This is a genomic window from Ruegeria sp. BHSA118 (genome assembly GCF_059613405.1).
Window position 1 is genome coordinate 1 of record NZ_JBXWSM010000044.1, and the last position, 26722, is coordinate 26722.

24 protein-coding genes are annotated in these 26722 nt (G+C 58.4%); 4 read left to right on the top strand and 20 right to left on the bottom strand.

Going from position 1 to position 26722, the window contains the following annotated elements; genetic code table 11:
• The coding region (locus AC2FNN_RS13905; RefSeq protein WP_496759137.1) for an indolepyruvate ferredoxin oxidoreductase family protein at positions 1-1956 on the top strand (1956 nt) is incomplete at its 5' end.
• Between the two features lie 280 nt (positions 1957-2236).
• On the opposite strand, the gene AC2FNN_RS13910 is transcribed toward AC2FNN_RS13905, so the two are convergent.
• From AC2FNN_RS13910 to AC2FNN_RS13980, 15 genes are all read right to left on the bottom strand, one after another.
• On the bottom strand, positions 2237-2932 hold the full coding sequence (locus AC2FNN_RS13910; RefSeq protein WP_496759138.1) for an RraA family protein: 696 nt from the start codon (positions 2930-2932) through the stop codon (positions 2237-2239).
• Positions 2929-3624: an alpha/beta fold hydrolase gene (locus AC2FNN_RS13915; protein WP_496759139.1), complete on the bottom strand. Its 696-nt coding sequence runs from the start codon at positions 3622-3624 to the stop codon at positions 2929-2931. The genes AC2FNN_RS13910 and AC2FNN_RS13915 overlap by 4 nt, the downstream gene beginning before the upstream one ends.
• Entirely contained in the window at positions 3621-4745 is a 1125-nt protein-coding gene (locus AC2FNN_RS13920) for a cobalamin-independent methionine synthase II family protein (protein WP_496759140.1), read from the bottom strand. Before AC2FNN_RS13920 ends, AC2FNN_RS13915 begins: the two co-directional genes overlap by 4 nt.
• 10 nt (positions 4746-4755) lie before the next feature.
• On the bottom strand, positions 4756-5358 hold the full coding sequence (locus tag AC2FNN_RS13925) for a class I SAM-dependent methyltransferase (RefSeq protein ID WP_496759141.1): 603 nt from the start codon (positions 5356-5358) through the stop codon (positions 4756-4758).
• Positions 5355-6320, bottom strand: a complete 966-nt coding sequence (locus AC2FNN_RS13930) for a cupin domain-containing protein (protein ID WP_496759142.1) — start codon at positions 6318-6320, stop codon at positions 5355-5357. Before AC2FNN_RS13930 ends, AC2FNN_RS13925 begins: the two co-directional genes overlap by 4 nt.
• A 191-nt stretch (positions 6321-6511) precedes the next feature.
• The gene (locus AC2FNN_RS13935) at positions 6512-7501 is read right to left on the bottom strand and encodes a nuclear transport factor 2 family protein (RefSeq protein ID WP_496759143.1); all 990 of its coding nucleotides are present in this window, start codon (positions 7499-7501) and stop codon (positions 6512-6514) included.
• The gene (locus AC2FNN_RS13940; RefSeq protein ID WP_496759144.1) at positions 7498-8541 is read right to left on the bottom strand and encodes a LacI family DNA-binding transcriptional regulator; all 1044 of its coding nucleotides are present in this window, start codon (positions 8539-8541) and stop codon (positions 7498-7500) included. Before AC2FNN_RS13940 ends, AC2FNN_RS13935 begins: the two co-directional genes overlap by 4 nt.
• Positions 8541-9305, bottom strand: a complete 765-nt coding sequence (locus tag AC2FNN_RS13945; RefSeq protein WP_496759145.1) for an SDR family NAD(P)-dependent oxidoreductase — start codon at positions 9303-9305, stop codon at positions 8541-8543. The genes AC2FNN_RS13940 and AC2FNN_RS13945 overlap by 1 nt, the downstream gene beginning before the upstream one ends.
• Positions 9305-10357, bottom strand: coding sequence for an ester cyclase (locus AC2FNN_RS13950; protein WP_496759146.1), 1053 nt, complete (start codon positions 10355-10357; stop codon positions 9305-9307). The genes AC2FNN_RS13945 and AC2FNN_RS13950 overlap by 1 nt, the downstream gene beginning before the upstream one ends.
• A complete protein-coding gene (hisD, locus tag AC2FNN_RS13955; protein ID WP_496759147.1) occupies positions 10354-11685 on the bottom strand; it encodes a histidinol dehydrogenase in 1332 nt (443 codons plus the stop codon). The genes AC2FNN_RS13950 and hisD overlap by 4 nt, the downstream gene beginning before the upstream one ends.
• 11 nt (positions 11686-11696) lie before the next feature.
• On the bottom strand, positions 11697-12227 hold the full coding sequence (locus AC2FNN_RS13960) for an ester cyclase (RefSeq protein ID WP_496759148.1): 531 nt from the start codon (positions 12225-12227) through the stop codon (positions 11697-11699).
• A gap of 127 nt (positions 12228-12354) precedes the next feature.
• Positions 12355-13509 carry a carbohydrate ABC transporter permease gene (locus AC2FNN_RS13965; protein WP_496759149.1) on the bottom strand — a complete coding sequence of 385 codons (1155 nt, stop codon included), beginning with the start codon at positions 13507-13509 and terminating at the stop codon, positions 12355-12357.
• A 1-nt stretch (position 13510) separates the two neighbouring features.
• Complete coding sequence (locus AC2FNN_RS13970) at positions 13511-14533, bottom strand: carbohydrate ABC transporter permease (protein WP_496759150.1); 1023 nt, start codon at positions 14531-14533, stop codon at positions 13511-13513.
• Positions 14534-14599: 66 nt separating this feature from the next.
• Positions 14600-15811: an ABC transporter substrate-binding protein gene (locus tag AC2FNN_RS13975; RefSeq protein ID WP_496759151.1), complete on the bottom strand. Its 1212-nt coding sequence runs from the start codon at positions 15809-15811 to the stop codon at positions 14600-14602.
• Between the two features lie 75 nt (positions 15812-15886).
• The gene (locus AC2FNN_RS13980; protein ID WP_496759152.1) at positions 15887-16933 is read right to left on the bottom strand and encodes an ABC transporter ATP-binding protein; all 1047 of its coding nucleotides are present in this window, start codon (positions 16931-16933) and stop codon (positions 15887-15889) included.
• Between the two features lie 152 nt (positions 16934-17085).
• Here AC2FNN_RS13980 and AC2FNN_RS13985 point away from each other — a divergent pair, with 152 nt between their 5' ends.
• Both AC2FNN_RS13985 and AC2FNN_RS13990 read left to right on the top strand, forming a co-directional pair.
• Complete coding sequence (locus AC2FNN_RS13985; RefSeq protein WP_496759153.1) at positions 17086-18099, top strand: nuclear transport factor 2 family protein; 1014 nt, start codon at positions 17086-17088, stop codon at positions 18097-18099.
• Positions 18096-18968 carry an amidohydrolase family protein gene (locus AC2FNN_RS13990; RefSeq protein WP_496759154.1) on the top strand — a complete coding sequence of 291 codons (873 nt, stop codon included), beginning with the start codon at positions 18096-18098 and terminating at the stop codon, positions 18966-18968. Before AC2FNN_RS13985 ends, AC2FNN_RS13990 begins: the two co-directional genes overlap by 4 nt.
• A gap of 98 nt (positions 18969-19066) precedes the next feature.
• Here AC2FNN_RS13990 and AC2FNN_RS13995 read toward each other — a convergent pair whose 3' ends face one another.
• The 4 genes from AC2FNN_RS13995 to AC2FNN_RS14010 are packed head-to-tail and all read right to left on the bottom strand — an operon-like array spanning position 19067 to position 24676.
• The gene (locus AC2FNN_RS13995; protein ID WP_496759155.1) at positions 19067-20104 is read right to left on the bottom strand and encodes an ACP S-malonyltransferase; all 1038 of its coding nucleotides are present in this window, start codon (positions 20102-20104) and stop codon (positions 19067-19069) included.
• Positions 20101-22290 carry a thiamine pyrophosphate-dependent enzyme gene (locus tag AC2FNN_RS14000; protein WP_496759156.1) on the bottom strand — a complete coding sequence of 730 codons (2190 nt, stop codon included), beginning with the start codon at positions 22288-22290 and terminating at the stop codon, positions 20101-20103. Before AC2FNN_RS14000 ends, AC2FNN_RS13995 begins: the two co-directional genes overlap by 4 nt.
• Before the next feature lie 11 nt (positions 22291-22301).
• Positions 22302-23504 carry an acyl-CoA dehydrogenase gene (locus tag AC2FNN_RS14005; RefSeq protein WP_496759157.1) on the bottom strand — a complete coding sequence of 401 codons (1203 nt, stop codon included), beginning with the start codon at positions 23502-23504 and terminating at the stop codon, positions 22302-22304.
• Positions 23501-24676 (bottom strand): pyridoxal phosphate-dependent aminotransferase, encoded by a 1176-nt coding sequence (locus AC2FNN_RS14010; RefSeq protein ID WP_496759158.1) that lies wholly within the window; start codon positions 24674-24676, stop codon positions 23501-23503. The genes AC2FNN_RS14005 and AC2FNN_RS14010 overlap by 4 nt, the downstream gene beginning before the upstream one ends.
• Before the next feature lie 98 nt (positions 24677-24774).
• On the opposite strand from AC2FNN_RS14010, the gene AC2FNN_RS14015 reads away from it, so the two are divergent.
• Positions 24775-25671 carry a LysR family transcriptional regulator gene (locus AC2FNN_RS14015; RefSeq protein ID WP_496759159.1) on the top strand — a complete coding sequence of 299 codons (897 nt, stop codon included), beginning with the start codon at positions 24775-24777 and terminating at the stop codon, positions 25669-25671.
• Positions 25672-25715: 44 nt separating this feature from the next.
• Here the strand turns inward: AC2FNN_RS14015 and AC2FNN_RS14020 are convergent, their stop codons facing one another.
• Positions 25716-26591 carry a LysR family transcriptional regulator gene (locus AC2FNN_RS14020; protein ID WP_496759160.1) on the bottom strand — a complete coding sequence of 292 codons (876 nt, stop codon included), beginning with the start codon at positions 26589-26591 and terminating at the stop codon, positions 25716-25718.
• Positions 26592-26722: the final 131 nt, after the last annotated feature.

Sequence of the window (26722 nt, forward strand, 5' to 3'; positions counted from 1 at the left end):
TACCATTCCGGGTCGCTTGCCATTCGCCAGGCCGTGGCGGCGGGTACGAACATCACCTACAAGATCCTTTACAATGACGCAGTGGCAATGACGGGGGGGCAGCCTGTTGACGGCCCCGTCAGCGTTTCCGGGATCGCGCAGACCTGTCGCGCAGAAGGTGTGGACCGGATCGCGTTGGTTTCAGACGATATAACGAAGTTCGATTCCAGCGATTTTCCGGCACGAACAAGCTTTCACCCCCGGGAAGAGATGGATGCCGTGCAGCGTGAGTTGCGTGACATCCAAGGTGTGACGGTTTTGATCTACGAGCAGACCTGCGCCACCGAGAAACGTCGTCGCCGCAAGCGTGGAAAAACAGAAGACCCCAAGCGGTTTGCGTTCATCAACCCCGCAGTGTGCGAAGGCTGCGGCGATTGCTCTGTCGAAAGCAACTGTCTGAGTATCGAGCCATTGGAAACCCCATTGGGCCGCAAGCGAAAGGTCAACCTGAACTCGTGCAACAAGGACTTTTCCTGCCTGAACGGGTTTTGCCCCAGTTTCATTACGGTGGAAGGGGCGATGCGGCGAAAAGAACCCAAGCAGAAACTGGATATCCCGTCGCTTCTTGCCAAGGTTCCCGACCCGCAGCTTCCTGACCTGCACGCGCCTTACGATCTTTTGGTCGGTGGGGTCGGTGGCACCGGTGTCGTAACGGTGGGCGCCGTTCTGACGATGGCGGCGCATTTGGAAGGCAAAGGCGCCAGCGTGCTGGATTTCACCGGGTTCGCCCAGAAATTCGGTACGGTTGTCGGCTATGTTCGCATTGCCCGCACGCCCGAAGAAATCAATCAGGTCCGAATTGAAGCCAAAAGCGCCGACGCCGTCGTTGGGTGTGACGTGGTCGTGTCTTCGGCGCCCAAAGCCTCGGTTCACTATCGCAAGGGCACAAAGGTCGTACTGAACCGTGCGGAAATGCCAACAGGCGACCTTGTTCTGCACCGCGATGCCCAGCTCAAGGTCGACGAACGAGAAGCGTTGATACGCCGGACCGTCGGCGAAGAAAATGTCTTCGGTCTGGATGCAAACCAGTTGGCCGTGGATCTGCTGGGGGATTCGGTCTTTGCCAATACCTTGCTGTTTGGTGTCGCGTGGCAGTTGGGGACCATTCCGATCAGTGAGGTTGCAATCAAACAGGCGATCAAGCTCAATGGAACCGCGATCGAGGCCAACATAATGGCCTTTGATCTGGGGCGAGTGATCGCTGCAAACCCACAGATGCTGAATCCGAAGGAGAAGAGCTTTTCGCAAGAAACATCGCAGCAGATAATCGATTACCGGTCCGAAGAATTGGCGACCTACCACGATGACGCCTATGCGCAACAGTACCGGGATCGCCTGGCCTGTCTGTCCGCGGCACTGCCAGACCAGATACGCGAGGAAGCGCTTTCGCTTGCGGCAAAATCCCTGTTTCGCCTCATGGCAATCAAGGACGAATACGAGGTCGCCCGGTTGCTGACATCGCAACAATTCGAGAAACAATTGCGGTCCGAGTTCGAAGGGGATTTTCGGATCAAATACCACCTCGCGCCACCGGTTCTGACCGGTCGCAAGGATGCTCGCGGGCGACCGTGCAAGCGAAGCTATGGTGGTTGGATGACCCCCGTTCTGAGGCTTCTTTCGCGTGCACGCAGGCTTCGCGGCGGCTGGCTTGATCCATTCCGGTTTTCAAGGAACCGCAAGCTTGAAAACGAAACCCTGGCCTGGTTTTTGACTGTCTTGGATCGCATTGAAAAAGCCAGCCACGAGCTGGAGGCGGAAACCTGTCTGAAAATTCTGTCAGCCCCGCTGGATATCCGCGGTTTTGGCCCGGTGCGCGAAGCGGCAACACGAACCGTACGTGCAGATGTAGATGCCTTGCTGAACGTGATCGGAGAAACGCGAAGGGATGCGCAGGGCTTTGCTTCTCATGGGGCTTAAATGTTCATTCCGGAACCTGTCTGGAAACGCGGATTTCAGGCGGGGCTGAACGGATCTGAAGCCCCGCACACTCCGGAGTATTGGATTGCTGTCTGAAACGGTCCGGTTTGCGTTCGGACGTCACCGGCAGCGGCGCGACGCCGCCATCGGACAGACAGATGTGGGTAACCCTTCGTCACGGGCATTGCGTTGGCAAAGGCCGTCTTGCTCTGGGTTGACGAGCAAGGGACTTGTAAGTGCTTTTCGCCCAGTCGGCGTTCATTGTCCCCGCTTGTTGCGATCAGACCCTTGCTTTTTCAAAGGCGGCCCAGGCGGTTTCAAATGCTTCGAAATCAAACGCGGGTTCGCGGGCTGCGTCCAGAACAGTACGTTCTGTCGCCAAAAGCTTTTGGATTGCACCTTCCAATTGATCGACGACATCATTCGGTATGACCAATGCGCCATGACGATCGGCGTGAACCAGATCACCGGGGTCAACTGTCAGACCAAAAATCGACACTTGAGTGTCAATCTCACGGACATGGACGAAACCATGGCTCGGTCCGATGGAACCAGCGACAACCGGGAACCCTTGGGGCAAATCCCCGAGATCCCGCATGACACCGTTGGTCAGAGCGCCAGACATGCCGAAACCCTTGTGAACCGTCGTATTGATCTCACCCCAATAAGCGCCGATGCAATCGGGATAATCCAGATCCTCGATCACGGCGATTGAAGGGCCGGGTGCCTCGGCCATGTACTTGTAATAGGCCATGCGTCGGGCTTTGATGATATCGGGCGGCTCAGTCGGGGGATTGACCGCAGCAATTTTGGCGGTGCGCGCGTAGCCGACGATGGCAGGCCCTTCGGGGGCCGAGCTTAGCATGGTGCCACGCGTGAACCTGTCGAACCCGCGCCTGCCCTGTGCCACCTCGATGGCATTGCAGACAGTTGGCGTATCGACTTTGCGAAGCAAAGACAAAAGGGACGGTGTCATGTGTCCTCCAGCCAGCGGGACAGCGCCGCTGTTGTTTTTTCAGGTTGTTCCAATGTCGGGAGATGACCCGCGTCGCCGATGATCTTAAGCGAGCTTCGTGGCAACAGGTCATGCATAAGTCGGTGGCGCTCAACAGGGCAAAGCCGGTCTTCACGCCCGCACAAAACCAGAGCCCTTCCGGCATAGGCCGTCAGTGTCTCGCTTTGGTCCGGTCGGTTCATAAGCGCCCTGGACTGACGTATGAAAACGTCAGGGCCCAGGTCGGTGGCCATTGCCATGCACAGATCCAGGATCGCCCCCCGGTTCGGTCCGTCAGCCAGATAACCGGGCTTCATCTCGTCACGCATCACGGTCCTCAGCTGACCGTTGCGAACGGCGGACATCTGCGGCGCACGGCGCGCTTTTACCTCTGGCTTTTCCGCCAGTGGATTGGTGTCAAGCAAAGCCAGACGCGAAACACGTTCGGGGGCTTGGCGCGCTACTTCCATCGCCACGATACCCCCCATGGACAGCCCGGCCAGCGTGAAAACCGGTGGCGCATTGCTAAGGATATCCTGGGCCATGGCCTCTATGCTGTCGTGATGAGACAACGGAAAGGTCATCACGGGCATTCTGCCCGACAGAGCATTGATCTGAGGGCCAAAAAGCCGGGCATCACACATCATGCCCGGCAACAAGATCAGAGGTTTCATGCCGAAGCCAGCTTTGCCCCTTCGGACAACGCCGCCAGCTTGGCATAGGCGATCTGGGGATCGACGGCACCGAATCCCGCAAAAGTGCCAAAGCCGCAATCGCTGCCCGCGATCACCCGGTCCGGTCCCACGATTTCCGTGAACCGGTCAATCCGTTGGGCCACAAGTTCGGGATGTTCTACGAAATTGGTCGTGGTGTCGACCACGCCAGGCACCAGAATCTTGTCATCGGGAATCTCGGCCTTGCGGTCCCGGAAGACAGTCCATTCATGGGCATGCCGCGGATTGGACGTTTCGAACAGGACATAGCGCGACTTGGTCGCCATCAGGGTGCTGAAGACCTTGTCCATGGCGATGTCACAGCAATGCGGGCCTTCGTAGTTGCCCCAGCAAATATGTACCCGTACGCGATCCTGGGGGACGTTCTGAAGCGCGTGGTTCAGGGCCTCGACATGCATGTCGGCAATCTTGATGAACGCCTCATCAGACAGGTCGGTGAACAGCATGTGGCGCGACAGGGCAAGATCGGGGCAATCCAGTTGCAGGTCCAACCCGGCGGCGACGATGGTTTCGTATTCGTCCTTCATCGCGTCGGCCAACGCTGCCAGATAGGCCTCACGCGTAGGGTAGAAATCATTCTGCAAAAACAACGAGATCACTCCGGGAGACGCGGCATTCATGAAGCCGCGCTCGGCCCCGTGTCGAGCCATGGCCGCCTTGAGATTGGCGATGTCCTTTTGCAACTCGCCTTGCCCTTTTGATCGCACCTCACCCGTGCACATCGGCCTTGCGTATTGTGGCGTACCGCCATCATCGGCCAGTCTTTGCAGAAAGCCGGGGAACATTTTCAGGTCTGCCGGCGCATTGCGAGGGCTGTCGCCCGAAAACCCGGTGTAGCGATCCTTGACATAGGTCGCATAAGAGATTTTCGAAGTTTCGCCGTCGCTGACGATATCAACACCGGCTTCGACCTGTTTGCGCACCGTTTCGGCCACGGCCTTGGCCATGCAGGTATCAAAGGCACCTGTGTCATAAGGTTCGCCGTTCTCGCGGGCAAAAATAAAATCCACGACGTCCTGCGTTCGGGGCAGAGAGCCAACATGTGTTGTTTTTACGGTCATGGGGACCTCCTTAAATTTTTCGTGCCATCAGGATCGTGTGGCTTTGGGCTTCTGGGTCTTCGGCTAGGTATCCGGTCATTTGCAGCCCGTTTTTCTCAAGACACCCCGCATAACCGGCCGGGGACAGCGACGCGTGGTAGACAAGCTCTGATCCCACCGTGCCGCTGACCTCTCCGGCACGAGGTCCGACGGTCAGCATGAGCATTCCCTTGGGCCGCAAATGGCGCGCCATCCGGGCGATACAGTCTTTCTGCTCTTCCGCCGTAAGGTGGAAAAAACTGTTCCAGGCGATGATGCCGTCGAACTGTTGGTCCAGTTCAAAGTTCCGCATATCCGCGTTGCGCCAGTCCCCATCGGGCCAACGGTCGCGGGCAATGGCAAGCATGGCGTCGGAAAAATCGATACCCGTGACGTCGAACCCTTCGGCCATGAACCAACGGGCAATGGGGTCGCCCGAGCCGCAGCCCAAGTCCAATACGCGGTCACCCGGCTTCAGGCTGGCAGTGAAGCGCGCCAACCAGCGCGCTTCGAACAGGGCCTTGGAACGGCGCCTGTCGTATTCGGTCGCCTGCCGTTCATAAACGGCGTGGGTGTCATTCGGGTCCGCGTTCATCCTGTCCAGGTCGCTCCTGCCGGGTCATCGGTTGCGGTGATCCGGTACAGGCCCGCCTGTCCGGTCATTGACGGTTGAATGCCATAGGTTTCGCCGGGTAGAACCAAGGCCGTGTCGCCCACCGAGATCGTGGTCTCGTACCCGTCAATCGAAACACGCCAGTAACCGCCGGCCGGCATCAGAACCACTGGCTTCTCGGCAGCGGTCGGTTGGGTCACTGCGGATCCGCGCCCCAGAAAATCGACCTCGAATCCGGGTTTGTCCTTGATCAAGGCGTTTTCGCCAATCACCATTGCGGGCTTATTGGCCGACAACGCCATCAGATCCCAATACCGCGCAACGTATTTGCCGACCACATCCTCGACAGGAACTTCGGGATAGCTTTTCAGTTGTTCTTCGGTCAGCACAGGCATCGGGCGAACATTATGGGGCAGTTCCTGGCCCAGTTTGGAGTCGTACAGAACGCCATTGTCGCCCAGCATCAGACCATGTGCCTGCGCATCTTCGATCACCTGAGGCGCCCAGGTGACGCCGCCACCCGCATCGTCTCCGCCCAGGATCGACATGATCATTCCATAATCCTGGCCGACATTCTCAAAGCCCCGGAAAATCCCCGTTGGAATGTTGAAGATGTCTCCTTCCTCGGCGATGAATTCCCCGGCCGTGCCGTAGCGGCCCCAGAAAAACCGCCAACGACCCTTGGCGACGAAAAAGACCTCGGCCGTGGTGTGGCTGTGCAGTGAGTTGCGGCATTTCGGCGGCTGCCCGGCCGCTCCGATGTTGAAGCCGATCTTGTCGGTGATGTGGACATGCTGGTCCGGGGATTCCGAGACGCCGCCGCCGATTATCGTGAAGTTCTCTTTCTGATCGCTGCCGGGAGTATGGGCATCGATAAAAGCGGTTTTACAGGGTTGAAGCGCGCCATAGCGGACGATGCGGGAAGGGATGGATGATTTTGTCATGACGTACGATCCGATTTAACGTTTTTGGAAAGAAAGCTCGTGTGCCCAATCAGGACAGGCCCTTACTTTCCGGGCGGGCGCAGGTTCAGTCGCCGCGCCCTCAGGCTTTGACGGTACATATGGAAACGCCGAACGGTCCGGGGTTCGGACAGACCGCCCGACAGGATGCGATATGAGACCGGGCGGCCCACTCAGACCTCGCCGTTCTGCAACAGGATCTGCTTCCAGACCGAGGTTTCATCGAACAGAGTAAATTCACGGCGCAACTGCGGCTGCCCCGCAACAAGTGCGCCGAATTCAGCGTGGCTGATCCCGAGAACATAAACCTGCGCACCAGTCGGCGCGCCAAACACGCCCCAGCCGTCATGCTTGCCCCAAAGGCTCCAGCGAATTGCCGCGCGCGGAGGCATATCAGGGTCATCTCGCCCGATCTGATGCTCGATCTTGAATTCCGCATTCGGAAAGCTTGCCCGCAGTCCCATCCAGAAACGGTCGACGGCATCCCAGCCATGTCCGGTCACGCCGCCTACATATTCAGACTGAACAGCGCGGTCATATTCTGAACCGATCACGCCCATATCTGCATTCATGATCCGCGTCAGAATGTCAGCATAGCGCTGCCCCCATTCATTGTCATTCCCATGGCCTTTGTATGGTCCGGGCTGATCGATTTCGGGGGTCAGAGGCTTGACGCAGTTCTCCTTGCCGCCTTCCCGGGCGATCAGATCGGCGGCGTATTCCTTGGGATCCCAGCCCATCTGGCGCACAATCGCACCCTGATCGCGGATCAGCCATTCATCGTTGATCTGATTGTCGATGGCGTGGCAATCAGCAAGAATCCGGTAACGCAGCTTGGTGCCGGTGGGCTTGCCATAGACACCCTCGGCCAAATGCGTGGCTGTTGAAATGATCCGATGAGAGCTCAGCATGCCTTCTTCCGGCGTGCCGGACCAGATCACATCCTCGCCCAACAGCTGCCGGTCCGGAAACTCGGCCAGCGTCGCCATCGTTGCGCCGATCACATTCTGATTGCCCAACACCACCGAACCGGGTGAGCGTACCACAATGTCTTCGCTGTAATACTCATGCAGCGTGGCGATACCCCGATCTTCCCAGATCTCTTTGGTGATGCCGATGATATAGTCGGGGAAATCCCGGAACTTGGGATCGAAACCTTTCATGAATTCATCCTTTGAGGGGCCCAGCCTTTGGGCAGTCGGGCCGATGTACGCACGATCAACGGCCCATCGATGGCGACTTTACGTGCCGCCGCAGTTATCGGGTTTTCGATATGATCCAGCAGAGCATCAACGGTCTCAGCAACCATCAAATTGGCCCGCTGACGAATGGTCGTAAGATTGTAAGCAAGCCAACCGGCCTGAGGGACGTCATCGTAGCCGACGACGGACACGTCTTCGGGCACGCGCAATCCCAACTCGAACCGGATGACGTCCATGACCGCAAGCGCCATATGATCATTGGCGACAAACACGGCGTCAGGCCGTTTCTGCGGTTCGACATCAAACATCCGGCGGGCAGCCAAACGCGCTTTCTCGGTGTGAAAATCTCCGATTTCGTGTGCATACAATTTCTGGCCCGCATCGTTGAGCGCGGCGCGGAAGCCGGCCTCACGGTCCCGCTGGGTTGAGGCACCCTGCCAACCGGCAATATAGGCGATACGACTGTGCCCGGCGGAGATCAGAAATTCCGCAACTTTGCGACCACCGGCATAGTTGTCAGAAGTAACAGACGTGATCCCGTCGAGGTCCTGGCTGCGGTTGAACAAAACCACGGGCACGCCTGCTTGCTGGCACCGGGTGGCAATGTCTGAAGACATCGCAACCGAGGCCAGAATGACGCCATCGACTTGATAGTCGAGGATTTCCTCCATCACGTCGTCAATGTTTCCAGCGGTTCTGGAGGCCATGAAAATCAGGACGTGATAGCCCTGTTCCTGCAGGGCATTGGACAGTTTCTCAAGTGCCTCGGGGTAGAAGTAGTTGTCCAGATAGGCGACCACCAATCCGATGATGCGACTTTTCCCGGACACCATCGCGCGGGCCAGAACGTTTGGGCGATAGCCCAGTTCAGCGGCGGCTTTGCGCACTTTTTCTTCGGTCTTTTTGCTGACGGACGCGCCGGGCGTGAATACGCGGCTGACGGCGGACTGGCTGACACCAGCCAGTTGGGCGACCTGGAGGGATGTTACTTTTTCGGCCATCAATCTGCTGTCCAACCCCCGTCGATTAGCATTGACGTGCCTGTGATCAGCGCAGAGGCGTCCGAGGCGAGATAGCGCACTGCGCCCATGATATCTTCGACCTCTCCCACGCGATCCAGTTTGATCTTTTCCATGATCCAAGCCGCGCGTTCAGGATTGTCGAAAGTGGATTGGGTCAGCGCCGTTCGGATGAAAGTCGGGCAGACCGTGTTGATCCGAATGCCCTGTTTGCCCCATTCGATGGCCATGGATTTGACCATGCCCTCAAGCCCATGTTTGGTCGCACAATAAAGCGCCCGGTCGACCCCGCCGACATGCCCCATCTGGCTGGAGATATGGATGATCGATCCCGGCTTTCCTGCACTGATCAAAGCGCGGGCGGCGTAGGCGGACAGGAAGTAGGCCGAGCGCAAATTGACGTTGGTGACAACATCAAAGTCATCGGGCGTGGTTTTGATGGCCGCGCTGTGCCGTGCGACCCCGGCTGAATTCACCACGATATCGAAAGTGCGGTGATCGAAAAGCTGTTTTAGGGCATCCAGATCACCCTGATCCATCACAAGCGCTTCGGCCGACCAGCCGTGATCCCGCAAGGCGGCGACGGTGTCGTTCAACCGATCCGCCCCTCTGGCCGCACAAACAACATGTGCACCCGCCTCGGCCAGCGCTACCGCACACCCCTGCCCGATACCCGAGGAGGCTCCGGTCACAAGGGCGGTTTTTCCACTCAGAGAAAATGAAGGGGTGCGCGGCAATTCAGTCATCAGCTCATTCCATCCGGTATTTCAATACGACCCATATTTCGGGCTTTATTGAATTCCCGCAGACGGGCAAAGACGTCAACGCCAAGCTGACGGTACGCATCCAGCAAATCAACCAGCACCCAATTTTCCCGGATCCTGCCGTTTTCCAAACGCCAGAAATCGAGGCTGCGCATGGTGATCTTCTTACCTGATGGCGCGATACCCATCCAACCGTCATCTGTGACGGTCTGGATCATGTTGGGCCAGCCGGTCACGGCCGCATATTCCCCGTCACCAAAGAAATGATAGGTGATGTCGTCTACATATTTTCCGCGGTCCGGCATACCGTTGAGAAACGGGATCTGATGCCAGTTGCGGAACCCTGCGTACCCGCGGCCGGTGCCGATACCCGAAGGACCGTACCAGTTCATGTGCGGGTGCCAGAACCGCTCCATATCCATCACTTCAGGTCCACCTTCGGATGGGTGCTTTTTCAGATGATCAAGCATGTCGATGATGTGCTGGCAGGTCTGTTTTCCCTTGGCTTCATCATAAGGACCGGGGACAAAACCGTCCTGGGTGGCAGGCCCGGGGACGTGCCATTCACGGCCCAGACTTGGCGCCATCGGCCAGGCATTTGCCTGCATCATGACTTCGGGGATGTCCCACAGTGCCTGCATCTCGACGATCTTGCCGTTTTCGAAGCGGTAGAATTCATGAAACCGCATCGTGACCTGATGACCCGTCGGCGGGATATCCAGCCAGGGGCCAGTGAAAACACCGGTGTAATAGCCACCGCATCCGACCCAATCTGCGCCGAACTCATCCGGGCCGGCCATGACGATATAGTCCCGTCGTTCAAGATCGGGCCAGGCCGCCAGCAAGTCTTTGTAGCCAGTGTCATAGAAAGCATCACTGCCGATGCTGTCCCCGAAGGGATGACACAGACGGAACACGGCATCCGGTGACGTGAGATCTGCAAGGACCCGACGCACATCAGCCTCGTTGAAGTCATACATCGCGGCCCTGAGCGGTTCGATCAGGACCTTGTGATGTGTGTGTTTGTCACTCATTCGGCAGCGTCCCGGTAAGGCGCCGGCGCACCGTAGGGCACATTGATTCCGCCATATCGACGCACACGAACGTTGCACTGTTCCGCGTGACCAACGAACCCTTCGAGCATGCACAGGCGCGAGCCATACTCGCCGATCAGCGTCGCGGCCTCATCCGTCAGAACTTTTTGATAGCTGTGCGTCTTCAGGTATTTACCAACCCAAAGACCACCCGTGTAACGTCCGGCCTTCTTGGTGGGCAGCGTGTGGTTGGTGCCAATCACCTTGTCCCCGTTCGAAACATTGGTGCGCGGCCCAAGGAACAACGCCCCATAGCAGGTCATGTTCTCAAGGAACCAGTCGTCGCGGTCAGTCATCACCTGCACATGTTCCGAGGCAATGTCATCGGCAACCCGCAACATCTCGTCATAAGTGTCGCAGACGATCACTTCGCCGTATTCATCCCACGATACTTTGGCGGTGTCTGCTGTCGGAAGGATACCCAGCAAACGGTCAACTTCGATCAGCGTGTCTTCGGCCAGTTTGCGCGAATTGGTCAGCAGCACACAGGGACTGTTATATCCATGTTCGGCCTGCCCCAGAAGATCGGTTGCGCACAGCTCCGCATCTGCGGCGGTCTCATCGGCAATGACCATCGTTTCGGTCGGCCCTGCAAAAAGATCGATCCCGACACGACCGAACAACTGGCGTTTGGCTTCCGCGACAAATGCGTTGCCGGGGCCAACAAGCATGTGAACCGGATCTATTGTTTCGGTGCCCAATGCCATGGCTCCGATGGCCTGAATGCCGCCCATGACATAGATCTCATGCGCGCCACCCAAGTGCATGGCGGCAATTACCGCTGCATTGGGCTTGCCCTGAAACGGGGGCGTGCATGCGATGATGCGCGGAACACCAGCGACCGAGGCCGTGGCCACCGACATATGCGCCGAGGCGACCATCGGGAACTTGCCGCCGGGAACATAGCACCCCACCGATTGTACTGGGATGTTCTTGTGCCCCAGAATGACGCCCGGCAGGGTTTCAACCTCGATATCCAGCATTGAATCCCGCTGCGCCTGCGCAAAATTGCGCACTTGTTCCTGCGCGAACTTGATATCGGCCAGCTCACGATCGGACAATTGCCCGATCAGGTCATCAATTTCCTGCTGGTTCAGGCGAAACGAGGCAGGTGAGTAATTGTCGAACTTCTCACTCAACTCGCGCACCGCGGCATCCCCACGGGTTTCGATGTCTTTCAGCGTCGCTTCGACCACGGCGCGGGTCTTGGCATCATCTTCCGCCCGGTCTGCATCGGATTTACCGCGTTTAAGATACTCGATTGCCATCTTTCCAATCCTCAGTTTTCCGGCCGTGGCGGAGTCTTCTCGCCCCGGTCAAATGCTTCCCAGCCTTCGCCGTTGAACAGGTCCACGCCCAGTTGAGCCGCAACGTGGGCAAAATCGACATTCACCCAGTTGTCGACAATCTTGCCGTCGACCACTTTCCAGAAGTCCATGTACCTGATTTCGACACGCTTGCCCGTGGGGGCAATGCCCAGAAACTCGCCGGAATGCGTGGCTTCCTGGCGGCCGAAGGCGGCGGCCCATTCACCCATGTAAAGGCGTGCTTCGTCGATGCAGGTCTTGTCCGAAAAGGCTGCTTGAAACGGGCGCTGCCAGTTGTTCTGAAATTCCTTCAGGCCGGTCTTGGTGCCGCAGCCCTGATTGCCCATCCAGCGGAAGCCTTGGGTAAAGAACTCTCCTATATCGTCGATGCGGTGGTCGTTCAGACCATCAACCATTGTTTCGATCACGCGGCGTGTGTCGTCGGTTTTGCTCATGTCCGTGTCGCGGGTCAGAACCGCCTGTTCGGGACGGGAACCTTTCATCTTCTTATCCTTTCAGGTTGCCGAGGGGAGGGATTGGGATATGCGATCCCAATGCTCAGAAAATCCCTCGGCATCCTGTTCAGCGCCGGGTGGCGCGTCATGGCATTATGTCGGGCGTTCTTGCTCATCAGCCTTTCACCGCCCCTGCTGTCAGACCGCTGACAATCTGGCGCTGGAAAATCAGCACGAGGAAGATCAAAGGCGCGGTGATCGACACGGCAGCGGCAACCGCAACGACCTGATCGGTCGTCGTTGTCTCGCGATTGAACATGCCGACGATGGCGGGAACCATGGTCTGGTTCTGCGCATCAAGCAGCAGCGCGGTGACCAGAAAATCGTTGTACGCCAGCAGGAAGCTGAACAGCCCTGTGGTGATAACGCCGGGCCACATCACCGGCATGATGACACGGCGGAAGGCCTGAAAGTGGCTGCATCCATCAACGCGGGCGGCCTCATCCAATTCGGACGGGATGTTCTGGAAGAACGAGCGCAGCATCCAGATCGTAAAGGGTTGGTTGATCGCAACCAAAACAGCAATCACCGCAAAAGGCTTGCCGTACAAGGTTGGTGCGTTTTCGCCCAAGATCGGGCTGAGCCATTCGGCCGAGTTGATGAACACCGGCAGATAGCCTGCCACCAGAACCGAATGCGGCAGGGCTCGGAACACCAGTGCAACGATCAGGATCCAGAAGGCCAAAGTTGATCCTGACCGCGCCAGACCGTAGCCCGCCAATGTGCCCACCGTCAGTGATACCGTAACCACGCCCGTCGTCACGATCAGCGAGTTCTTGAAGTTGTTCGAAAAGCCCCGGTCGATCCAGACGGTTTTGTAATGCTCGGTCGTCAGACCAAGCACATCCCGTCCCAGTGGGCCAAACAGCGGGTTCAACACGTTCAGGATTGCAGGTAGGACCACGAAGAACACCAGCAGGAAACCCACCAGCATGACCAGCACACCGATCAGCCAGCCAAACCATTCCTGCCCGGGCTTGGTGTAGGATTTTATCATCGAAAGCAGTGTCTTGGTGGCAGCGAAGATCGTGCCCCAGATAACCGCGATGCCCAGAATGATATCCAGCAGCGACAAGCCCTTTCCGACGCTCAGCGTGGCCGGCCCGAAGATCACGTTCAGCGCGTTGCTGTCGAACGCATCGACGGGTGACTTGAAGCTCATCACCACGATCCAGAAGATCGGAAAGGCCGCTACCAGGCACCAGAGCGCAAGGAAGATGTTCGAGGTCAACCGCAGGCTGAAGGGCTGGCGAAGCGCACGCGAGGACATGTCAGTGACCTCCTTTATGGTCGCGCCACGTACGGCGCAGCGGCAGGATAAGCAGGATGACGACACCGATCATGGTCAGCATCGAATTGGCGGACGCCCGGCTGATCGACCGGTTGCCGGCCTGATCCGGCGTCAGGTAGTCGAAGGTCAGCCACTGAAGCGAGATGACGTAGCCCTGGCTTGAAAAACCAACGATCTCTTCGAACACCCGATAGCTGTCCATCAGGTGGATCATCGACACGAATATGATCAGCGGCATCAGGTGCGGAATGACGATGTATTTCAGGCGCTGCCAACGGGTCGCACCGTCAATCACGGCACTTTCAAGACTGTCCTGATTGACCGTTTGCAGTCCGGCATAGAAGACTATGGCCGCGAACGGCGCCACGTGCCAGACGCGGTAGAGCATCATCAGTATTTCGATGGTCCAGGCTTGGGCGAACAGGGCGATATCCCGGTTCAACCACCATTCCATCATTGCGGTCAGGATGCCGTCGCCCCGGAACAGCCAGTTGATCGACAGCACACCGATCACGGGTGTGATGATGAAGGGCAGCAGGGATACAAAGATCACCGGACCGCGGATGGACCGCGCCGCATTGTTAATCAGAATCGCGATCCCAAGCCCGCACCCGACCACCAGCGGCAGAGTGATCAAGGTGAAGGTCAGGGTAAACCGAAGTGCCTTCCAGAAGTTGATCGTAGACAGCACATGCCAACTGCCGTCGCTTATGGCGCGCCATGCGCGTTCAGGCTCCAATACGTTGCGATAGCTTTGCAAACCGACATATTGGGTTTGGGTAATGACCTCGCCATGTTCGTCAAGTTTTGGCTGCGAAACCATCTCGGTCACGCAAGTCTGCGTCAGGAAACCGGGCGTGCAGGTTTCCTTTTCGACCGACTCATAGATCGGCTGAGTGACGTAGAAACTCTGCTTGAACACGCTGACCAGCGGAAACGCGATAAAGAGAAGCATCATAAAGACAGAGGGGCCGACAAATGCGGCAAATGTCCGGAAATTCATGGCTCTGCCTTTCTCATGACTCTCGAGGAGAAGGGGCGGGAGGGCCGTAGCCCTCCCAGGGGAGGATCAGTTGCTGATCAGACCGGCTTCTTTCGCGGCAGTGATGTAATCCGCCTCGATATCGGCCAGCGTTGTCTGAGCATCCTTGGCGCCGGTCAGGTAGTCGGCCAGACCGTTGCCGAGGGCAGTGTGCATGATGCCCATCGGGCCAGATGCCGGGTACGCCTTTGCACCCGCTTCAGCCGAAGCGGCTGCTCCTGCCGCCAAAGCACCCGCTGAATAGGCAGGGCTCAGCCAAACAGCGACGTCGTTGTTTGCGCTGACCATTTCGCCGTCCATGCCCTCAAGTGCGACGCGGAAGGCAGCCTCAGCCTCTTCGTCGCTCATGTTCGAAGCGAGAACGATGCCGTCCCACCAGATGGTGGTTGCCGGCACTGCCGAACCCATCGGCGCGGCGGCCATGGTGACTTTGCCGACGACCTGGCTTTCGGCCTCATCATTCATCGCGGCTGCACGGCTGGCCCACAGGTTCGCCATGGCGATCTTGCCCTGCTGGAACTGTTGCTGAACGTAGGTCGAGTCGGAAACCAGATATTCCGGATCCATGTACTCGGTCATGGCTTTCAGTGTTTCCAGCGCTGCGACGCCCTGCTCGTTGTTGATCCCGGGCATATTGCCGTCGCCAAAGAACGAGCCGCCCTCGCCAAGGTACATGTTGACGAATTCCTGGCCGAGGTTCCAACCGGTCTTGAAGGTTCCCCCGATCGGATAGTCCATGACGCCGGCTTCTTTGATCTTGGCGGCTGCGACCAGGACGTCGGCGTAGGATTTTGGTTCTTCGATGCCCAATTCGGCCAGAACATCATCGCGATACATCAGGTGCTGCGCATTCACCATCATCGCAATGGCCATGGTCTTGCCATCGACCTTGATCAACTGGTTGGGCAGAAGGTCCTGGCCGTATTTTTCGACCAGATCATCCAGCGGGCGGATCGTGCCTGCGTTCAGCAACGGCACCAGGGTTGCGTTCGAAACACCGCCGATCTGGTAAAGCGCGGGATCCGCAGCAAATGCTTCGGGCTGCTTTTCGCGGAATTCCTGATCCAGCGATGCGCTGAAATTGCCGCATTCTGCCATCGCATCGGTGACCGCCTTCCAGGCTTCAAAACCAGCGGACAGTGATTTTAGCGGCACATCGTTTTCAAAGGCGCAATCTGCCCACGCGCCGCTGGCGGCGATGGACATGGCACCGGCCATGAGGATCGTCTTGAGTTTCATAGGTTTCTCCCTGTCAGGATCGGTCCGTCGTCGACGTCCGGACCGGTGTTATGCCCTTGCGGGCCATTTGTGGGGTCAGCCCCCGATCCGCGCACCGCTTCCAGCTTCGAAGAGATGACAGATTTCCGTCGGCACCGAGAACGAGACCGTTTCTCCTATCTCGGCGCGGAATGCTTTGTCTGCTTTCACCGAAACCAGGGCCCCGCCGACCCGAACCGAGATCATGGTCGCGTCGCCCAGCAATTCCAGCGTATAGATCGGAGCGGTGATCTGACCTTTGCCATCGGCAAGGCTGGCATCTTCGGCCCTGAAGCCCAGCGTCATTGGGCCATCCGGTGCATCCACCGCAATTTCGACATGCTCGGCGCGGAATATTCCGCCCGCCACTTCGCCATCCATTAAATTCATGGCAGGTGAACCGATGAAGCTGGCGACGAAAGTATTGGCGGGACTGTCATAAATTTCGGTCGGGCTTCCGACCTGCTGAACCACGCCCTGTTTCATCACGACGACGCGGTCCGCAAGGGTCATGGCCTCGATCTGGTCGTGGGTGACGTAAATGGTGGTGACCGCCAGCTCATGGCTCAGGTTCTTGATCTGGGCCCGGGTGGAAACCCGCAGCTTGGCGTCCAGATTGGACAACGGCTCGTCCATCAGGAACACGTTGGGTTCGCGCACGATGGCACGTGCAAGTGCTACACGCTGTCTCTGACCACCCGACAACTCGGCTGGCTTGCGATGCAGGAAATCGTCCAGTTCCACCATGGCGCTGGCGCGGCGCACCTTTTCGTCGTGGGTCGCCGGGTCGATACCGCGCACTTTCAGCGGAAAGCGGATGTTCTCGTAAACGTTCATGTTGGGATACAGAGCGTAGCTCTGGAACACCATCGCCACGTCGCGGTCCTTGGGTTCCAGATCATTGACCACTTTGCCGTCGACAAGGATTTCGCCTTCCGTCACGTCTTCAAGGCCGGCGATCATGCGCATGGTGGTTGTCTTGCCGCAGCCTGATGGGCCGAGCAGCACCAGAAACTCACGATCTGCAATCGTCAGGTCGAAATTGTGAACCCCAACGAATGAGCCCCATCGCTTGCCGACGTTCCGCAATTGAATTTCCGCCATGGTGCCCCCTGCAAGGAATCGTTTTGCATACGTTTGCAAAACTGTAATTCGCATGTATCAAATCAGGCAAGACTTTTTTGCATACGTATGCAAAAATAACAGATGAATCCGACTCAACCTGGCTTTGTGCCGCTCGCAATACTTTGACTACAATGGTAAAAACCGTGAACTTTCAGACAGAAAAAAAACTGATCTCTGCGTTTCACACCGCATTGGACTCCGCCGCAGTGACGGAAACTCCGAAGGTGATGAGCCAATTCTGCGCTCCGGACTTGAGGTGGCGCGGCTTTCATCCCTTCAACGAAATCAACGGCGCCGAACAGGTTGCCCGGCAATTCTGGCAGCCGCTGAAGGGCAGCCTTGCGCATTTGCAGAACCGAGTGGATATTCTGTTTGCGGGGCAAAACGCGTTGCGGAAAGAAACCGACGTTTGGGTTGTTGCCATGGGCCATCTGTTGGGGCTGTTCGACCGTCCGTGGCTGGGTATTCGCCCGACCGGCAAGATGGCATTCCTGCGATATTGCGCGTTCTACAAGGTTGCCGGTGGCAGAATTGTCGAAACGGCGATGTATTTCGACATCCCGCACCTGATGGTTCAGGCAGGCCAGAATCCGTTTCCCCCGCAGACCGCGGCACATCTGGTGCAGCCCGGACCAAGGTCCCATGATGGTTTGCTGCACGATGCGCAGCCCGCAGACGAAGGCGAAAAGACGCTGGCGGTCGTCAACGCGATGATCGCGGATTTGGGCCGTTGGGACAGCGGACTGTCGCTGGAAGAAGAATTGGCGCGCACGTGGCACCAGGACATGATCTGGTGGGGGCCCGAAGGAATTGGCGCGACCTACACGATAGAACGCTATGCCAGGCAACACTCCGGACCGTTTCGCGCCGCCTTCACGGATCGGTCAAAGACCAATCACGTCTGCCGTCTGGCCGAAGGGCATTACGGTGGCTTCTTTGGATGGCCCAACTTTACTGCCACGCCCACAGGGGGTTTCATGGGGATGCCAGCCACCGGAAAACCCGGCGAATTCAGGGTGATCGATATCTATCGCCGCGTCGAAGACAAGCTGGCCGAAAACTGGATCTTCATCGACTTGCTGCATTTCTGGAAAGGGCAGGGTGTGGATATTCTGGCGCGCACCACCGGGATTGAAGCATCATGAGGATAGATGCGCATCACCACCTGTGGGACCTTTCGGCCGTGCACTACCCCTGGCTTATGGAGAAAGGTATCGTTCGGTTTTTCGGCGATCCGTCTTCCATCCAGCGGGACTATTTGCTGCCGGAGTTTCGCGCAGACGCCGAAGCCATGGGGTTCGGCGCTTCGGTTCACATTCAGGTCGGCGCGGCTGACCCCTGGGCCGAGGCGCAGTGGGTACAATCCGTTGCCGACCAGTTCCCTGACTGGCCGTTGGTGCAGGTGGCATTTTGCGATCTGACCTCGGATGATCTGGATGCACAGCTCGACCGTCTTCAAACCCTGCCTTCGATGCGCGGCGTTCGTCAGATTATTGGCCGCGCTCCGGGTGAAGACGCCTCAACTGGCACGAACGCGTTACTTGAAGACCCACAGTTCTTGACTGGTCTGAAGCAACTGGGCGCGCGCGGTCTTTCCTTTGATCTTCAACTGCTGCCAGAGCTGATGGGTCAAACCGCGAATGTCCTTGCACAGGCGCCGGAGACCCGGATCGCTCTTTGCCACGCAGGTTCGCCATACGACCGGACACCGCAAGGGTTGCCGCGGTGGGCAGATGAATTGACGGCCTTGTCAAACCTGCCACATGTCTTTTGCAAACTCTCCGGCCTGGGAATGTTCGACCACGATTGGAATGCTGAAAGCGTCTCGCCGATCGTTTCAACCTGCCTGTCGCAATTTGGCGCCGATCGTTGCATGTTCGGATCGAATTTCCCGGTCGACAGCCTTACCTCGACCTACAAGGAAACCGTTTCCCGGCATGAGACGCTCATCCCGGCGTCGATGCTGGACGACGTCTTTCGCGGCACATCAGAACGTTTCTATCGCATTGAATAGCGACGGAAATGACAAACCGGACTTCCTGCACCGGTTTTCTGAAACGGCTTGGCAGCCTCGGCGCGCCGGCTCCGAGGCTGACCGGCGGGCCCGCAGGTTCATGTCACCTGTTTCCGTTGATCATCCATGCCCATCGAACACAGAATCCGGCTGTTTCTTTGGCGAGACTGAAATGTCGACTTGTCCGACAGTCCGGACCAATTGGTCAGGATCAGGCTTTGCGCGACGGCACCGCCCAGCGTGGTGCCGGGACCGGTCACAATGAACAGATCCGGTGCGAACTCGTGCGCGGCCTGTGCGATGGCATGGGTGAAATCATAAGTTTCGGTCACTTGATGGCCCAGGGTGTAATCCCAAAGTGCATTCGGGTCGCACGCTCCGGGCCACCATATCCGGCCACGCCCGTCGATCAGGGGCAGGTCCGGCTGTCGAAACAGGCCAGCGCTCAGTTGCATGCGACCCTGCGCCGAGACGGGAGCCTGAAGATGCGAATGGAACCCGGCATGGTTGGCCAATCGCATGGGAAAACGTTCTTGAACCACCGGTACGGCCTTTTCGAACGCGGCCAAACCGGCGTCGTCGCCTGCAAGCACCAACATGCCGCCCAGATCAATCGACAGGGTCAGCGTTGCATCGGTTCGGTCAATGTCATCCACCAAGGCAAGCAGCTCTGCCTTGCGGGCCTGGTCAGGATGCCAGTCGGAATCCATGAAAGGATAGATCAATTGCCCACCGATCATGTTTTCCTGCATCAGAGTGCCCATGGTGTTGACCACCTCGAACCCTCCTTCGGCGGACAGCGCACCGCCGCAGGCCAGCGCCGAATACCAGCCCATCGAATTTCCCGTCACCGCAACCACTTCGATTTTGTCAGGATTGATGGCGCGGAAATCGCCCAAAGTCGCGGCATAGATCAAAGCAGATGCATTGTCGCCGCGCGTGTGCTTGGCAATGGAATATCGGGACGCACCGTCCAGTTCGCTGAGCGTGTCTTGCCCCTGCGTGCGCCGCATTTCATCAAAGCGCCTCAGAAGCGCTTTGTCGCTGAATTGCCGGCCCAAGACACCCAGCTCGGGTTTGTTGTAAGTACCGCGGCCAGGGCAGATGACGACGGCAGTCTGTTTGGCGGAACTCATGTGCCGGCCTCCATCAAGGATCGCGCGGCGGCTTCGATGCTGTCCTTCGATGGCATGGTTGCAGCATAGGCCGGGCCCGTGGCGATAAAGCTGTCTTCAGCGGTGATGCGGGCCAGCGGCACATCGCATGTTTCGTGAAAATGCGCCATCAGAGCTTCGGCCACGCCGCCATGGTGGCGGGTTTCGTCGACGATCAGGATGCGTTTGGCCCCGGTCACGGCCTGTGTCAGTGCCGCTTTGGGCAAAGGGGACAACCAGCGCAAATCGATGATCCGTGTCTTGATCCCGTCGGCCTGCAAGGCCGCGCGCGCCTGATGGCTGAGATAGACGCCGTTTCCAAAGGTGACGATGGCCAGATCGTTGCCGTCACCGTCAACGCCCACCTCGCCGAAGCCGATCTTTTCAGAAGGGTCGGGATAGGTTTGCATCCAGCCGCCGTCTCCGGCCTCGTGCAGGTCCCGCATCGGGTAGAGGGCGATGGGTTCGAGGAAAACGACCAGCCGCTGTTCTTCACGCGCGAGGCGTACGCATTCACGCAGCATCCGCGCGGCGTCGGCGCCGTTCGACGGGCAGGCCAGGATCAGGCCTGGAATGTCGCGCAGAACAGCGACCGAGTTGTCGTTGTGGAAATGTCCACCGAACCCTTTTTGATACCCCAGCCCGGCAATGCGCACGACCATCGGGTTGGTATATTGACCATTCGAGAAAAAGGGCAGGGTGGCGGCCTCACCTCGCAGCTGATCCTCGGCATTGTGAAGATAGGCCAGAAACTGGATTTCCGGCATTGGCGTGAACCCGTTCTGAGCCATGCCGATCGCCAGACCCAGGATTGACTGTTCGTCCAGCAACGTGTCGATCATCCGGTCAGGGCCAAACCGTGATTGCAGCTTTTGGGTTACGCCGTAAACGCCGCCCTTGCGCCCGACATCCTCGCCCATCATGACGATCTCGTCATGTTCCAGCATCAGATCGGTCAGTGCCCAGTTGATCAATCGCGACATGATCTGCGGTTCGGAATGAGCCTTGAGATCGCCGCCGAATACCTTGGCCCGACGCTCGGGTGTTGGGCCGTTGGTCGGCGCGCAGGGGCGTGCCGGCGGGATCAGGCTGGCCATCACCTCTTTTGCGTTTTGCAGGCGAGGGCGTGTAACAGCCTGATCGGCCACGCGGGCGACCCGGGCGCAGGTATCATTGTAGACGCTCAGCGCCTGTTCCGGGCTCATCGCGCCGCACTGATCCAGCAGGCGCACGGAATGCAGCAGCGGGTCGTTGGCCTCTTCGGCCTCAACCTCGGCCTTTGGCATATAAGTGGTTGGCATATCGGCCCCGGCGTGACCGTACAGACGAACAGTTCGAACATGCAAAAAGGCGGGTTTCCTGCGGCTGCGCACATAGTCGGCCGCCTGTTGCGCAACGCGATAGGTGTCGAACAGATCCAACCCGTCGCACGAGAAATACTTAAGGCCCGGACGGTTGGCGAAAGTGGCCGCGATCCAGCCTTTCGGCGTTTTGGTCGAAATACCGATCCCGTTGTCTTCGCAGCAGAACAGAAGGGGCAGAGGCACAGATTGAAAGGACGTCCACTGCGCCGTGTTGAACGCGCCCTGTGCGGTGGAATGGTTGGCCGAGGCATCCCCGAACGAGCAATAGACGATGGCATCCTCGGGCATGTCTGCATGTTCAGGGTGATGACGCCGTGCAGCGGCGACGGCATATGCCGCGCCGACCGCCTTCGGCAGATGGCTGGCGATGGTTGAGGTCTGCGGCGGAATGCACAGCGCCTTTGATCCCAGAACCTTGTGACGCCCGCCACTGATCGGATCCTCGGAAGACGAGGCAAAAGACAGCAGAATATCCCATGTCGGGCTTTGGCCCGGCACCTGATCTGCGCGGGCAATCTGGAAGGCCGCATCGCGGTAGTGCAGAAAGGCCGGATCGGTCGGGCGCAGGGCAGCCGCAACAGCCGCCATGCCCTCATGCCCGGACGATCCGATCGTGTAGAACCCCTGTCCCGCTTTCTGCATCGCGCGGCTTTGCCGGTCCAGCGCCCGGCTCAGGCATTGCGCCCGGTAAAGCGCCACGGCGTCGGTGCCGGTCAGAGGCCCCGCTGGTGCGGCACCTTCGGGAAAGTCCCGTGCCGCAACCCGGCGCAGGAAATTGTCATGCACGATTGCGGCGCGATCCATGTCAAATGTCCTCAGGCGAAGGCTTGCAGACCTGTCTGCGCACGGCCCAGGATCAGGGCATGCACATCATGGGTGCCTTCATAGGTGTTGACGGTTTCAAGGTTCACCATGTGGCGGATCACGTGGAAGTCCTGACTGATCCCGTTGCCACCATGCATGTCGCGGGCATGACGGGCGATCTCAAGCGCCTTGCCGCAATTGTTCCGTTTGATCAGGCTGACCATCTCGGGCGCGGCGCGGGCTTCGTCCATCAGGCGACCCACGCGCAGCGCGGCTTGCAGGCCCAGCGTGATCTCGGTCAGCATGTTGGCAAGCTTCAGCTGGAACAGTTGTGTCTGCGCCAGCGGGCGACCGAACTGTTTGCGGTCCAACCCATATTGCCGGGCCGCGTGCCAGCACGCCTCGGCGGCGCCCATCGATCCCCAGGCAATGCCGTAACGGGCACGGTTCAGACAGCCGAACGGGCCTTTCAAACCTTCGACATTGGGCAGCAGGGCGTCCTCGCCGACCTCGACATTGTTCATCACGATCTCACCGGTGATCGAGGCGCGCAGGGACAGCTTGCCTTCGATCTTGGGGGCCGACAGTCCAGCAGTTCCCTTATCCAGAACAAAGCCCTTGATCTTGCCGCCATGCGCCTCGGATTTGGCCCAAACGACGAACACATCGGCGATCGGGGCGTTCGAGATCCACATTTTCGACCCGTTCAGCACATAACCGCCCTCGGTTTTCTTCGCGACAGTCTTCATCGAGCCGGGGTCCGAACCGGCATCGGGTTCCGTCAGCCCGAAGCAGCCGATAAATTCGCCGCTTGCCAGTTTGGGCAGGTATTTCTGGCGCTGGTCTTCGGTGCCGTAAGCGTAGATTGGATACATAACCAGACTGGACTGCACCGACATCATGGAACGATAGCCGCTGTCCACCCGCTCGACCTCGCGCGCGACCAGACCATAGGTCACATAGCTGGATCCAATGCCGCCATATTCCTCGGGGATGGTTGTCCCCAGCAAACCCATCTCACCCATCTCGCGAAAGATGGCAGGGTCGGTTTCTTCATTGGCAAACGCGGCAGTTACCCGAGACAGCAGCTTGTCCTGCGCGTAGGCATGTGCAGCATCACGAACCATGCGTTCGTCTTCGGCCAGCTGGTCTTCCATCAGGAACGGATCGTCCCAGGTGAAGGGGCCAAGGTGCGGGGCGGATTGAGGTTTCATGCAAGTTTCCTTTCCACAGCGGTTTTCAGACGCGCAAGGCCCGCTGCAATTGTATCTTCAGCATAAGCGAACGACAGGCGAAGATGGCCCGGCATCCCAAAGGCGCGGCCGGGCACCAGGGCAACGCCGGCATCTTCCAGCAACCACGTGCAGAATTCCGCGTCACTGTCAAATGGCCCGCCTTGTTCTTTCAGCAGGCCAGTGCAGGACGGAAAGGCGTAAAACGCCCCGTCCGGGGTGGAACAGCGCAGCCCGGGTACCGCGTTCAACCCGTCAACGACCTGATCGCGGCGCGCGGCAAAGAGGGCGCGACGCTCCTCCAGCAACTCGGGTTCACAAGTGATCGCGGCCAGCGACGCCCATTGCGAGATCGAGCATGCCCCCGATGTGACCTGACCCTGAACAGCGACCATGGCGCTTATCAGTTCGGACGGTCCGATCCCCCAGCCGATGCGCCATCCGGTCATCGACCACGCCTTGGCCACACCGTTGACGATCAGCATGCGGTTGGTCAGTGCCGGGGCGGCCTCGGCCGCGGACGTGAAAGGCGCAAAGCTGAGATGGCGATAAATCTCATCGGCCAGAACCCAGACCTGCGAGTGGCGCTCCAGCACTTCTGCCAGCCCCGCAAGTTCTGCCTTCGCGTAAATCGCGCCCGACGGGTTGGACGGTGAATTCAGCATCAGCCAGCGCGTGCGCGGTGTGATGGCGGCCTCCAATTGTTCAGGCAGCAATTTGAAGCCCTGATCTATCGGGCAGGGCAGAACAACCGGCACACCACCTGCCATCCGGACAATATCGGAATAGCTGGTCCAATAAGGTGCAGGCATGATGACCTCGTCGCCAGGATTCACGCTGGCCAGTATCGCATTGGCGATCACCTGTTTGGCGCCTGTTGATACGATGACCTGGGTCATCTCGGCACCTGCCTGTCGGGCAATCTCCGTGCGCAGCGCAGGCACACCGGCAGTGGGCGGGTACTTGGTTTTGCCCTCCAGTGCCGCAGAATGCGCAGCTTCGACCACATGGGGCGGCGTCGGCAGGTCCGGTTCGCCGGTTGACAACGCCAGAATATCACGCCCTTGGGCGCGCAGACGGGCGGCGGCCTCTGAGATCTGGACGATTTCCGACAATTCGATACCGTTCAACCGGTCTGCGCGCTGGAACACCATGAACCTTCCTCTGCAATCAAATTCGGTTTTAGTCACAAAGTTACTTGAGAAAAATACGCCAATGAGTATCTTTTCAGTGACTAAAACTCATGATTTCCATGCCCCGGATCAACTCGCTTCCATCGCTGGCCCTTATGCGCAGTTTCGATGCCGCCGCGCGCCATGAAAGCTATACCATGGCAGCCGAAGAGCTTGGCGTGACGCAAAGCGCGATCAGCCGTCAGGTCCGAGAGCTTGAGGCCGCGATTGGCGTTACGCTGTTTCGGCGGGTTGGACGCGCAGTGCGCCTTTCCAAAGCGGGGCGGGCCTTGCGGGACGAGCTGGCAGGTGATCTTGAACGTCTCAGTGGTACGATCAACCGTGCAATTGCAGCCGGAGACGGTTCGTCGCTTTTGACCCTGGCCGTCCTGCCCACCTTTGCGACACGGTGGCTGGTGCCGCGCCTGCCGGATTTCAAAACGCGTCATCCCGGGATCGAACTTGACCTGCACTCCTACACGACGCCTTTCAGCCTTGAAGAACGACGTATGGATCTGGCCATCCATTTCGGGCAGGAGGATTGGCCGGGCGCGCAATTGCGCAGGTTGTTCCCCGAGCATCTGGTTGTCACGGCAGCACCCGCGCTGCTGAGACGTCACAGGCTGGACACCCGCGCGCAAACCTTTGAACTGCCGCTTTTACATCTGACCTCGCGCCCCGAGCTGTGGTCTACTTATCACTTTCAACTCGGGCTGGATCCGGGGGCGGTTTTTCCGGGGATGCGGTTTGATCAGTTCTCGATGCTGATCGAGGCCGCCGCCGTCGGTTTGGGTGCCGCCATTCTGCCCTCGTATTTGATTGAAGAAGAGCTGGCGTCCGGCGTTCTGACCGAAATCGGCCAGATCGCCAACACGTCGAACAGCGCCTATTACATCGCGACGCCAACAGGTCAGAAGAACGACGCCGTTCAAGTTTTTGCAAACTGGATCAGCAAGCAGACGCGTGCACGCAGGTAACTGGTCAAAAATAGAAGATCGAATTCATTGCCCGCAGGCATATCTCAGGCGAAAATCTGTTTCAGCCAGGTTTCAAACATCTGTTTTGCAGCAGAGTTCGCGTTCGATCTCTGGCCATCGACAAGGAAATGGCTCTGTTCGATTGGAATGGCGTCCCCGACAATCGCGATGGACCTTCCGGCCTCGATTGCGGTTCTGGCAAAGCGCTCAAGGATTACTGCGTATCCCTCACCTTCCGCCACGATGTCCACGGCGGCAATTGTCGTGTCTACGGTGAAAGAGGGCGCTGTGGGAGAATACTCTGTGCCGAAAGCGGAAAAATACCGGTGCCACATGTCCTGAAAACCCAAAATCTGTATCTGGGGTTTGGCCAGCAGTTCTTGCGCCAAAGGCCATTTCCGATCTCGTGATCTGGCTGCAACCGGAACGATACGCTCATCCGAGATCTTGCTGAATGGCCCGTCGTTCCATTCCCCGTTTCCCAAACGCAGCTCGACATCGACGTTTTCCCTGCCCGCGGATTCTGCCCAGATATTTGAAACCAACCTGATCGATACACCCGGGTGTGCGCATGAAAACTCGGGCAATCTGCCGGCAAGGAACAAACTGGCTGTGGAAATCGGCACACGCACGACCAGCTCGTGCTTGTGGCTGGAGCCAAACAGGCTTGCGGTCGACAGGTCGATATCGCCCAAGGCACGCCGAACGGAAAACGCATACGCCTGCCCGACCTCTGTCAGGCTGAGGTTGCGCGCGGCACGAAAGAACAAAGGGCAGCCCAGCTGTGCTTCCAATGAGCGGACGTGAAGGCTCAAGGCCGTCTGTGTGATGCCAAGTTCTTCTGCCGCGGCGGTAAAGCTCATGTGCCGTGCGGCACAGTCAAAAGACCGCAGCCAGACCAGATTGGGCGATTTTGACATTTCCAGCACCAAAAAATTTTATGGATACTGGCGATATTTATTCGTTTTACACGCTACATTCAACGCCCGTAGATTTCATCAGGGAAAACAGCGCCGGTCATCTGATTGGCCACCGGAAAGGGAACGCAGGT

Excerpts from the sequence above, each read along its gene's own strand:
- AC2FNN_RS13910 (WP_496759138.1), bottom strand. The coding sequence starts at position 2,932 with ATGACACCGTCCCTTTTGTCTTTGCTTCGCAAAGTCGATACGCCAACT.
- AC2FNN_RS13915 (WP_496759139.1), bottom strand. The coding sequence starts at position 3,624 with ATGAAACCTCTGATCTTGTTGCCGGGCATGATGTGTGATGCCCGGCTT.
- AC2FNN_RS13920 (WP_496759140.1), bottom strand. The coding sequence starts at position 4,745 with ATGACCGTAAAAACAACACATGTTGGCTCTCTGCCCCGAACGCAGGAC.
- AC2FNN_RS13925 (WP_496759141.1), bottom strand. The coding sequence starts at position 5,358 with ATGAACGCGGACCCGAATGACACCCACGCCGTTTATGAACGGCAGGCG.
- AC2FNN_RS13930 (WP_496759142.1), bottom strand. The coding sequence starts at position 6,320 with ATGACAAAATCATCCATCCCTTCCCGCATCGTCCGCTATGGCGCGCTT.
- AC2FNN_RS13935 (WP_496759143.1), bottom strand. The coding sequence starts at position 7,501 with ATGAAAGGTTTCGATCCCAAGTTCCGGGATTTCCCCGACTATATCATC.
- AC2FNN_RS13940 (WP_496759144.1), bottom strand. The coding sequence starts at position 8,541 with ATGGCCGAAAAAGTAACATCCCTCCAGGTCGCCCAACTGGCTGGTGTC.
- AC2FNN_RS13945 (WP_496759145.1), bottom strand. The coding sequence starts at position 9,305 with ATGACTGAATTGCCGCGCACCCCTTCATTTTCTCTGAGTGGAAAAACC.
- AC2FNN_RS13950 (WP_496759146.1), bottom strand. The coding sequence starts at position 10,357 with ATGAGTGACAAACACACACATCACAAGGTCCTGATCGAACCGCTCAGG.
- hisD (WP_496759147.1), bottom strand. The coding sequence starts at position 11,685 with ATGGCAATCGAGTATCTTAAACGCGGTAAATCCGATGCAGACCGGGCG.
- AC2FNN_RS13960 (WP_496759148.1), bottom strand. The coding sequence starts at position 12,227 with ATGAAAGGTTCCCGTCCCGAACAGGCGGTTCTGACCCGCGACACGGAC.
- AC2FNN_RS13965 (WP_496759149.1), bottom strand. The coding sequence starts at position 13,509 with ATGTCCTCGCGTGCGCTTCGCCAGCCCTTCAGCCTGCGGTTGACCTCG.
- AC2FNN_RS13970 (WP_496759150.1), bottom strand. The coding sequence starts at position 14,533 with ATGAATTTCCGGACATTTGCCGCATTTGTCGGCCCCTCTGTCTTTATG.
- AC2FNN_RS13975 (WP_496759151.1), bottom strand. The coding sequence starts at position 15,811 with ATGAAACTCAAGACGATCCTCATGGCCGGTGCCATGTCCATCGCCGCC.
- AC2FNN_RS13980 (WP_496759152.1), bottom strand. The coding sequence starts at position 16,933 with ATGGCGGAAATTCAATTGCGGAACGTCGGCAAGCGATGGGGCTCATTC.
- AC2FNN_RS13985 (WP_496759153.1), top strand. The coding sequence starts at position 17,086 with ATGGTAAAAACCGTGAACTTTCAGACAGAAAAAAAACTGATCTCTGCG.
- AC2FNN_RS13990 (WP_496759154.1), top strand. The coding sequence starts at position 18,096 with ATGAGGATAGATGCGCATCACCACCTGTGGGACCTTTCGGCCGTGCAC.
- AC2FNN_RS13995 (WP_496759155.1), bottom strand. The coding sequence starts at position 20,104 with ATGAGTTCCGCCAAACAGACTGCCGTCGTCATCTGCCCTGGCCGCGGT.
- AC2FNN_RS14000 (WP_496759156.1), bottom strand. The coding sequence starts at position 22,290 with ATGGATCGCGCCGCAATCGTGCATGACAATTTCCTGCGCCGGGTTGCG.
- AC2FNN_RS14005 (WP_496759157.1), bottom strand. The coding sequence starts at position 23,504 with ATGAAACCTCAATCCGCCCCGCACCTTGGCCCCTTCACCTGGGACGAT.
- AC2FNN_RS14010 (WP_496759158.1), bottom strand. The coding sequence starts at position 24,676 with ATGGTGTTCCAGCGCGCAGACCGGTTGAACGGTATCGAATTGTCGGAA.
- AC2FNN_RS14015 (WP_496759159.1), top strand. The coding sequence starts at position 24,775 with ATGCCCCGGATCAACTCGCTTCCATCGCTGGCCCTTATGCGCAGTTTC.
- AC2FNN_RS14020 (WP_496759160.1), bottom strand. The coding sequence starts at position 26,591 with ATGTCAAAATCGCCCAATCTGGTCTGGCTGCGGTCTTTTGACTGTGCC.